The sequence below is a fragment of the Paenibacillus hemerocallicola genome, assembly GCF_006265175.1.
Taxonomy (GTDB): Bacteria; Bacillota; Bacilli; order Paenibacillales; family NBRC-103111; genus Paenibacillus_AB; species Paenibacillus_AB hemerocallicola.
Window position 1 is genome coordinate 67098 of record NZ_VDCQ01000049.1, and the last position, 9849, is coordinate 76946.

General features: G+C 54.8%; 6 protein-coding genes. All 6 read right to left on the reverse strand.

Annotation, left to right across the window (positions count from 1 at the left end; genetic code table 11):
* Positions 1-281: 281 nt before the first annotated feature.
* On the reverse strand, positions 282-3938 hold the full coding sequence (locus FE784_RS27730) for a dynamin family protein (protein ID WP_139605496.1): 3657 nt from the start codon (positions 3936-3938) through the stop codon (positions 282-284).
* Positions 3939-4074: 136 nt separating this feature from the next.
* Positions 4075-4347 (reverse strand): NAD/NADP transhydrogenase alpha subunit, encoded by a 273-nt coding sequence (locus FE784_RS27735; RefSeq protein WP_139605497.1) that lies wholly within the window; start codon positions 4345-4347, stop codon positions 4075-4077.
* Positions 4348-4389: 42 nt separating this feature from the next.
* Positions 4390-5055, reverse strand: a complete 666-nt coding sequence (nth, locus tag FE784_RS27740) for an endonuclease III (RefSeq protein ID WP_139605498.1) — start codon at positions 5053-5055, stop codon at positions 4390-4392.
* Between the two features lie 118 nt (positions 5056-5173).
* Complete coding sequence (locus tag FE784_RS27745) at positions 5174-7912, reverse strand: S-layer homology domain-containing protein (RefSeq protein WP_139605499.1); 2739 nt, start codon at positions 7910-7912, stop codon at positions 5174-5176.
* Positions 7913-7963: 51 nt separating this feature from the next.
* On the reverse strand, positions 7964-8497 hold the full coding sequence (locus FE784_RS27750; RefSeq protein WP_139605500.1) for a GerMN domain-containing protein: 534 nt from the start codon (positions 8495-8497) through the stop codon (positions 7964-7966).
* Positions 8498-8571: 74 nt separating this feature from the next.
* Positions 8572-9849, reverse strand: a 1278-nt coding sequence (locus FE784_RS27755) for an N-acetylmuramoyl-L-alanine amidase (protein WP_139605501.1), incomplete at its 5' end; no start/stop codon positions are given.

Genomic DNA, 9849 nt, shown 5'->3' on the forward strand with positions numbered 1-9849 from the left:
GACCAAATACCGGTACGCACGGCGGATAGCGGTGATCCGCCTGCCTGCCTGCCTGCCTGCCTGCCTGTCCGCCTGCTCGCCTGCTCGCCTGCCTGCCTTCCTCCCTCCCGGCCGGGCGACCTTTACCGTCGCGCCAGCGTGAAGGGAACGGACTTCCGATACGATGTACTAGGTACTAGTCTCCACCGCTCCAGTTCGTTCGCTTCTGTATGCGAATTATGCCTCCATAGAAAAAAAGACGTTCTCCCTCCAATGGGGAAAACGTCTTTCTACCGGCGGCGCTATGCGCCGATTAAAGCTTGCAGCTGCTCTCTTGTTTCCGTCAACTGTCCGATGTCGACTTTCATCTCGAGCGCAGCCAGCATCCCCTCCGCATGCTCGTTCAGACGCCGGTCCAGTTGTTCCTGAACGGTGCGTACGCGCTCCCGGTATTGGGCGATATATTCGGCCGCGAACAAGACGCCGTGACGCTCGACGTATTCCGCGATCGGCTGAGTCAACAGCTTCTCTACCGCATCCTTCAGCTGGCTTTTGCCCGGTCCCTCGAAAAATTGTTTGCCGTTTTTGTAAAAACCGGCAAGCCACTTCTCGTCGACCGGCACCTCCAACGTCTCGGATACAGCCGGAGTTTGAAACGACGCCGCTTCGTAATCGCCCGCCTCAAAGCCGTCCAGCAGTAGTCGGATGCGCTGCTCTTTCTCCTCGTGGCGCTTCGCGGCCAGACGATTCAGGGCGTTCTCCACACGCAGCGTAGTCGCATACAGCTCTTGGGACAAATCGTAGGAGATCAGTCTCAGCAGATCGAACCAAGCCGCCCGCATCGAGCTGCGGATCGAACCGGCGTCCTCCCGCAGAGCCGCCGGATTGAATGCATACAGGAACAGTTCGCCGAAACGGTAGGTCAACCGCTGCTTTACATAGTACAGCAGCTCTTGGATTTCTTTATCCGCTTCCCGCTCATCGGCAGCCGAATCCGTATCGCGGAGAAGCAGCTCCGCTTGCTGCCTCGCTTCCCGTACCGTTTCCAAATTCCGCTTGCGCTGCTCCTCGCCTTCCCGGGCGCCGGAAATCCACCGGTTCAGCAGCGAGGCCGAGCGTTCCAGCTCTTGACCGGCGGAACGGACCGCTATGCCAGCCAGCTCTCCGACGGCAAACCGGACAAAATCGCGCTCGAATTTCAGGATGCCGCTGTTTCCGGCAATCGTCTCCTCGTTCTGTCGCTTCCCTTCCAGAGCCATCAAGCTCGAAACGGGATAAATGCGGGGATTGCGTATCCCGTAACGGAGCAAGTTATCGCCCACATGGCCGACAACGCCGTCCAACTCCTCGCGACTTGCCGCCAAATCGGCGGCATTGACGAGGAAAAACATTTTATCGAGCTCGAAGCTGTCTTTCACGCGTCCAAGCTGGAGCAAAAATTCCCGGTCCGCCTGAGAAAACGCATGGTTGTAATACGTTACGAACAAGATCGCGTCTGCGTTCTTGATATAGTTGAAGGCGACGCCCGTATGGCGGGCATTAATCGAATCCGCCCCGGGCGTGTCGACCAAAATCATGCCTTGCTCGGTTAACGGGCAAAGGTAATACAGCTCGATAAATTCGACGAAGCACGATTTGCTTTCTTCTGCCACAAAATCGCGAAACCGTTCAAGATCGACCCGCAGCTCTTGTCCCAGTACGTCCTTCGCTTCGTCCCATCCTTTGCGGACGGCTTTCAGAAACGTATAGTGAGGTTTGCCGCTCGGACCGACCCGGTCGGGCGAAAGCCCTTCGATTTGTGCGAGCGCGGCTTCCATATCCGCCGCTTGGACGCCCAGCACATTCAAAGAGAACAGCACATCGTCGCGTACCGCCTCCGCCGACTTCATCTTGACCTTGACGGAGCCGTGCGGCCACGCCTCCGTGGGAGGCATAATTTTATTGATCGCGGCCGTCGTCGGGTTCGGGGAGACGGGCAGGATCGATTCTCCCATCAGCGCATTGGCGAACGACGATTTGCCGGCGCTGAACGCCCCGAACAACGCGATCGTAAAATGACTTTGCGAGAGCCTTTCCGCTTTTTCTTTCATGGAACGAATGATCGATTGCATCGAAGGAATCGGGGCGAGCAGCTTGCACGCTTCCGTCAGTTGATTCGCCGTACGAGCCATCGTCGCGCGGAAATTATCCGATCCGGAGCCCGTCGAGCTTTGTTCGTTTCCGGAATCGGGACTCAAGGCTAGCGACCAGCGTTCGGATTCATTCTCGGTCCGATGCGCTCTCGCCGGAACGCTTCCTTCCGTAAGCTCCTGAAGACGTTCCGGATCGGGCAGCATGCCGTCCAAGTCCGGTCCCCGGTAAGGGAACAGCGCGAGCAATGTTTCTATGCTCTTCCGTTCATTCCCCTCGATCGCCTGCAGCTCGCGATAGGCGGTCAATCGTTCCGACAGCCGCTCCTTCTCCCGGCTCAGCTCCGCGACCTCACGATCGGCCGCCGCATATACGCTGCGGACGATTTGATCGATCAAGTCGAACGCGGCGCGTCGAAATACGCTTTTCGTTTCCGCAGCGACCTGCTTCGAATAATTTAACGTATATTCGTTCGAAACGATGGCCCCGGCTTGCACTTGACCGGCCAGCCACTCGTCATTGATCGTTCGCATCGCGGATGCCAGCGCCTCGTCGATTTGAGCCGGTTCGACGCCGTAGCTTTCTCCGGCCTTTATTAGCTGTCCCCGCAAATGCCAGACGATATTGGCTTCTACCTTCTCCGCAAAATCCGACGAAAACGCCGACAACCGGCTTTCGACTTCCTTGGCCGTCGCCGCCGCCCGGGAGAATAATCCGACCTTGAAGCCCGGCTTCCGGCTTTGCAAATAATGGTGCGCCAAATCCCGGGTCGTGGCGGGCGTAATGTTGGCATTTTCCAGCAAATGAACGGATTCTTTTCTCCATTCGGCGAGCAGCCGTTCTCCCGATTGCTTTCGCTCCTCGATCGTCCTCAGAAGAGTCTCGTATCGCTCGGGCAGGTCGGCATCCCCTTCCTCCTCGATCCGGGCTTGGAGCCGCGCTTTCTCGGCCTCGTTCTGCTCCGCCAGCCATTGCCCGTGCTCTCCGATCAGATGCTGCACCGATTGGATCAAGCTATTGTCTCTGAGCGGATCGGCTATTTCCGTCAACCTTCCGATCAAGGAGAGCAGCTTCCCCCATTCGTTATTCGGATCGTCGGGCTTCTTCACCGAGGTGAACAGGATGCCGTCCGGCTCGATATGCCAGCTCTCGAAAGCGCGATGCACGCTGTCCCGGTATTCCGCAAAGGGAAGCTCGCCCTCCCGGTGCTTATCGATCATGTTCACGATCAAATATAGCGGCTTGCCCCATTCCTTCAGCCGTTTCGTGAACGCAAAATTGATTTCCGATTGAACATGGTTGTAGTCCATGACATAAAACACGACGTCTGCCATATGCAGCGCCGATTCCGTAGCCATCATATGGGCATTGTCGGTCGAGTCGATTCCCGGCGTATCCAGCAAGGCCGCCTTGTCCGCAAGAAACGGTATCGGGTAACGGATGCTGACCGATTCTATTTCTTCGCCGTTTTTGCAATAGTCGTCAAGAAGGTCGAGCGGAATCTCGGTATACGTCGCTTCGCCGTTTTCACCGCCCGCCAGCTTGACCGTGGCGCCGGCCGCTCCATTGCGGATCGTTACGACATTGGCGCTCGTCGGAATCGGACTCGAAGGCAGCAAATGATGTTCGCATAATAAATTGATCAAGCTTGATTTCCCGGCCGAGAAATGCCCGCAGAACGCAATGTTCAGTACGTGATCCGCCGCTTTGTCGGCCAATTGATTCATTTTCCCCGCATGCAAGCGATCCCCGGCCTTGGCCATCGTGCTGCCGATCGACGCGATCGCATCCCTTGCATCGGCCATGGCCCGGATCTCCACCGTATTCATGATTGAACTCTCCCCCAGTAATCCCCATAAAAGTATGACCACAATACAATGCCTTGTATGATTGCAATGGCAGTTTATTCCGAGAAAGTCCCGGAAGTTATCCGCTTAAAAAGAAAAAACCGAATTTCTCCGGTTTCTAGTGTACCACATTTTCATTTTCAGGTATAAATATTTCAAACACTTCGCCATGCTGCAAAATCGTAATATCCTTTTCGCGCACTTTCATGACGACGACGTCGAGCTTCGCTCTCATCCGTTCGATGTAATGCTCCGGAACGTCTCCCGATTCGCTGACCATAACGCCTTCGATTTCCTTCTCCTCGTTCTCGGCGAGCGGAGTGCTGATCACTTTTTCGTAAATGTCGGAGAACACTTCAAAATCGTTCGTATATACGGCTATGCATTTCATGCTGAATCCCACCTTCGATTATTGGCTATGCCTGATCCTTTATTACTTTATAGATTTCCTCTTTTTGGGCGTTTTCATACGCTCTTTCCCTTCCTTGCATTGGTCCAGCAGCGGACAAGCCTCGCACTGAGGGTTTTGCGCCTTGCAATGGTACCTGCCGAAAAAGATGAGCCGGTGGTGCGTTTGCGTCCATTCGTCTCGCGGTACTTGCTTCATCAGCTTCTGTTCGACCTGAAGCACCGAATCGTCCGGCCCGGCCATGCCGAGACGTTTGGAAACCCGCTCCACATGCGTGTCGACCGCGATCGCCGGAATGCCGAATGCATTGGATACGACTACATTCGCCGTTTTGCGCCCTACGCCGGGAAGCTCGACGAGCTGCTCGTGCCTTTCCGGCACTTGCCCGTCATATCTCTCCAACAAAATCCGGCACAAGCTTTGAATGTTTTTGGCCTTGTTGCGGAACAGACCGATTCGTCGAATGTCCTGTTCCAGCTCCTCGAGCGGTACCGACAAATAATCGTCCGGAGACTTGTATTTGCGGAACAGGTCGGCGGTAACTTTGTTCACCGTCTCGTCCGTGCATTGAGCGGACAGCAAAACCGCGATAGTCAATTCGAACGGGTTGGAATGATGCAGCTCGCAGTGGGCGTCGGGAAACAATTCGGCGATCGTGTCGAGAATATGCCGCGTCTTTTTGGTCGTCATGCCAGTCGCTCCTCGTGTACCAGTCGGTCGGATTCATCGAACTTTCACGCAAAAACGTCGCCGGGGCAGGCTTCAGCCCGCTCCGGCGACGCTAACCGTACGTATTGGCGAATGCACGTTACGGCTTGGCGATTTCGAGAACTTTGTCGTTTAGCAAATAGACGGTTACGATTTCTCCGGCTACGAAAGAAGTCGGAGCGAGCACTTGCGTGCCTTGATGCAAGTAAGCCTTGGCATGCAGAAGGAAAGTCGCTTTATCGTTGATCGTAGCGCGCATGAACGTCATTTCCTTCGTGTTCGCATCATACGATTGGACTGTCCGCTGTTGTCCGCCGATGATTTGGACCGTCGTATTTCCGCTCGCATTCTTGACGATCTGTACCCGATCTTCCGGATTCAGCACCGCAAGGGAAGGCAGCACCGTCGCTCCGCTCTTGACTGTCACGTTCGTCCCGGTCTCGACGACTTGGGTATTGTTCGAGTAGTCGGTAACGGTAATTTTGCCTGCCGCGGCATCGACCGAAGCGACCTTGCCTCTGACGGCGTCGACAACCTGTACGCTCTCGAGCGAGCTGCCGACAAACGTCATCTGCAGCGGTTCATCGATTTGGATCGAACCGACCCCGACAGCCGTACCGTTATGATGGACCGGCAATCCGAATAACGAATAATTGCCAATGCCCCCGGCCGCATCCACAACCGTGATTTTGTTGGCGGAAGCATCTACAGTCGTCGTCTGGACAAGCTGCGTTTCCTTGACGGAAAGCGATACGACGTTCTCTTGGTTTCCGTCGAAAAAGCCGCGAACATAGTCGCCCGCTTTCAGGTCGGAAAGCTTGGCGAGAGGCTGACTGTACTTGTTCACGTACACGCTGCTCATCGTCTTGTACGTCTGGGAGACGCCGCTTGCCGTCTTGATCGTCACTTCGCCGGTTGTCGTACTGACGGAAACGACTGTGCCTTCCATTCTAGTAGCAAATTGAACGGAAATCAACTTGTCCTGCGAAGCGATGATGTTGACTCTTTTGCCTTTGACCAAATATCCCTTGAACGTTTCCAGCGGAATCGCGTTATCATCGTACTTCAGCGCAGTCGTATCGTTGATCGTATAAATTTTCGGACGTCCTTGCTCGTCCTTGACGATCAAATATTTGCTATCCGCATTGTATTGCTCGATCGTGGCCAAAGTCAGGTTCTCGATCGTGCGGCCGAGTACCGTGATTTTGTCGATTTTGTTCTGGTTGATCTCGATATTCATCTCGTCGCCCGGCATCAAATCCCGAACCGATCCGAATTGATTGTCGCCCAGCACGACGAGCAGCTTGTCGGACACTTTATAGGCGGCGAGCTGCTCGCCCGCCTTCTGGATCGTCACGATCGTTTTGTCGTCGCTGATGGACAACAGCTTGCCCGTATCGCGCTTCTCCACCAACTGCTGGACAACCTCGATCGCAGTCACCTTGTCGTTCTTCACGACGACGCGAACGACGTCGCCCGCAAATAAATTCGCCGGATCGAAATATTTCTCGGTCTGCGTGAACACGGACTTGTCCGGGATCGGATACGTCTCGACAAGACCGGTATCTTTGTCTTTGATCGAGACGGTCAATGCCGCCAGATCGACCGACTGGAACGCTCCCGTTACGGTTTTGTTGACGGGAACTTTTTTGACGATGATTTGCGATACTTTCGCTTCCGCAATGACGGCGTGCTTCCGGAGCTCCACTACGGAGTTCTCGAGCAGCGATCCGAGGCTCAGGCCGGCACCGTCCAGATCCCGAACCGACACATTGGAGGCGAGCTCGTATGTATAAAACTTGCCGTCCGCCTGAATCGAAGCCGTCAAATCGTTAATATTCACGCTGACCAAAGTTCCCTCGATGCTCTTCATGGGCACTTCGTCATTCGTCAATTCAATGAAATAAGCGACGTTTTGATTTTGCAGCACATACACTTCGTTATACAGCTTTATATCGGAAGCGGACAATCTCTCCGTATCGCTCTTGCTCGTATAGAAGGAAGCGGCCGTGTTGATTTGCAGATCCTGCGTCTTGCCTTTGCTGTCCCGGATCGTCAGCTTGCTGCCATCGATCGCCATGACCGTACCGGCAACGATCCGAGTGGACGGATTCGCCAAATATTTCTCGGCCCGGCTCCAGAACGTAGCCATCTGCGCTCTCGTCACGCTGCCGTCAGGCCGGAACGTATTGTCCTCGAAGCCTTGCACGATTCCGAGCGACAGGGCGGCGTTGACAAAACCGAGCGTATCCGTGGAAATTTTTTGATTATCCGCAAATGAGGTCGTTACTCCGGCTTTATTGACCGCATCCTGCGTTTTACCGATTGCGCGGATGACGATTTTGGCTACCCACTCCCGGGCAGCCTCCTTCGTCCCCCACTTCTTCCCTTGCGTATATTCTTCCTGCAAATTGATCAGCTTCTGGTCGATTGCATAAGCGATATAAGGACGTGCATCTTTTCTTACGTCATCCTCGCTGAAAGGAAGCGCTACGTTTGTCTTGCTCTGCAGAGCCGCGTTCTCCAAGCCCATCATCCGGATCGCCATAATGATGACGTCCTGCTGGCTGACCGAGCTTTCCGGATTGTAGCGGCCGAAATCGTCCCCTTGCACGACTCCTTCGACCGCAAGTCTCGTTACATGCTTGATCGCCCAATGGCTTGCCGGGACGTCCGGGAAGCTGAGGCGCAACGATGTGGAGTTGCTCGTGCTGCTCGTATTTCCGGTCGTGCTGCTTCCCGTAGTCTCCGCCGCATATGCGGGAGCGGCCAACATCATCGTGGATACCAATGAATAGGCTACGGCCAGCTTCAGTGTCTTTTTCATTTTCCGTTTCATTACGCTTCTACTCCCCGCCTTTTTCCAATCTTATCGTCCGTTTCCATTGTGTCAATTCCGTTTCATCGGATGAGGGAGGCTGACGTGTCCCATTAAGCTTTCTGCCTTCTTGCCGTCCAGAAGCACTTCGACCGTCTGGACTTCGGTGAACTGGAATAGCGATTTGCGGATCGATTGCACGAGTAAATCTTCACCGGGAGCACCCAGGCGCCCATTGTCGGCAATCGAAATATCCACGGTCAAATTCCCGTTCTGATTCGTTACGGTGCGGTACGTGATACCTTTGCTGAGAGACGAAAGCGTCGCTTCGGGCGGCGTTTTCAACGCATCCAGCGCCGCTTTGTACTTGTCGGCATCGGCCGAAAACGAAACGTTCGCTTCGCGCTCGATCAGCTTGTCCAGGTTGTCGTCGGCGTAATACGTTTTGACTTTCAACTGCTTCGCGGCCGGAGTTTCCGTATTCGTACCGGTTCCCGAACCGGACGTCGCCGGACCGGGTGTCGTTTTCGCGTTGGCGCAGCCGGTCACGGCAAGGGTGAGCGTCAGACCGAGAAGTATTTGCTTGTAACCGAACTTTCGCTTCATCGAAATCACTCCTAAGAACTTTGCCAAGCAAAGTTCATTTCGTTAGCGCTGCATAAGCTTCCAGTAAGCCGGGCTTACTTTACGGGCAGGGCGGTTTTGCCTTGAGCCGAATCTTTTGTCGTGTCCGCCGCCGTCCCCGTCGATTTTACCGGAGTCGAATCCGGAACCGTTGTCTTCGCCGCGGACGATTCGGATGCCGTCATTACTTTGGACGACTCCTTTTGTTGCGTAGTCTGGGATGACGCCGACTTTACTTCGACCGGCATGCCGGATATGTTCAGCTGCTCCTTGATCGCCGCAGCGATCGCGGCCGCAACCCGGTCCTGAAAGGTTTCGGTGTACATCAAAGCTTCGTCGATAGCATTGCTCAAATATCCGACTTCCAGCAGCACGGCCGGCATGGTCGTCTCCCGGATTACTTTAAAGTCCGATTTGCGCACATCGCGATCGGGCAGTCCCGTAACCTCCGTCACTTTCTTGTGGACGAGATTGGCGAAAGAAATGCTGTCCGAACGCGAGTAATAAGTTTCGGTTCCGCTGATCGTAGGCTTGAACGAGTTGCCGTGAATCGAGATGAACAAATCGGCCTTTGCGCCATTCGCCAAATCGACCCGATCCTGCAACGTCGGATAAGTGTCGCCCGTACGGGTCATAAGAGTCTTGATCGACGGCTCCATTTGCAGCAGCTTGTATACCTTATTCGCCACCGGGAGGGTAAAATCCTTCTCCTTGCGCGAAGTTATGGACATGGCGCCGGGATCCGAGTCTCCATGACCGGCGTCTACGACAACCGTATATTTCTTGTCCTGGAAGCTTACAGCCCATTGCTTGGTCGCTTTCGTTTCCGTTAATTGGTAGTCCGAGTTTTGTTTCATGTCGAGCACGATCCGGACCGTGGAAGGATTATCGGAGTATTGGGAATACCGGATCTTCTCTATCTTCGGATGCTGGACCTGCATTTCGATCTGCCCCGTGACGCCCGGCTTGGCATACGCGCCTAACGTCGAATTCGGCAAATCGATTACGATTCGAAACGGAGAAGACAGCGTAGAAGTGACGGGGACGACATCCGCACTCGTGCGAATGATAATCTCGTCGCCGGAAACTTCCAGCTTCGTCAATGCCGAAGTCGCGGAAGTCCCGCCCTGGCTCGTACCGCCGCCGGACGAAGTTCCTCCGGAAGGCTTGCCGTCGCTTGAAGTAGAACCTCCCGAGTTGGCTCCATTGGAGCCGGTATTTCCTGTAGAGCCTGCAGTTCCGGAAGAACCGGCAGAGCCGTTCGTTCCCGTGGAACCATTCGTTCCTGCAGAGCCGTTCGTTCCCGTGGAACCGTTCGTTCCTGTGGAACCGTT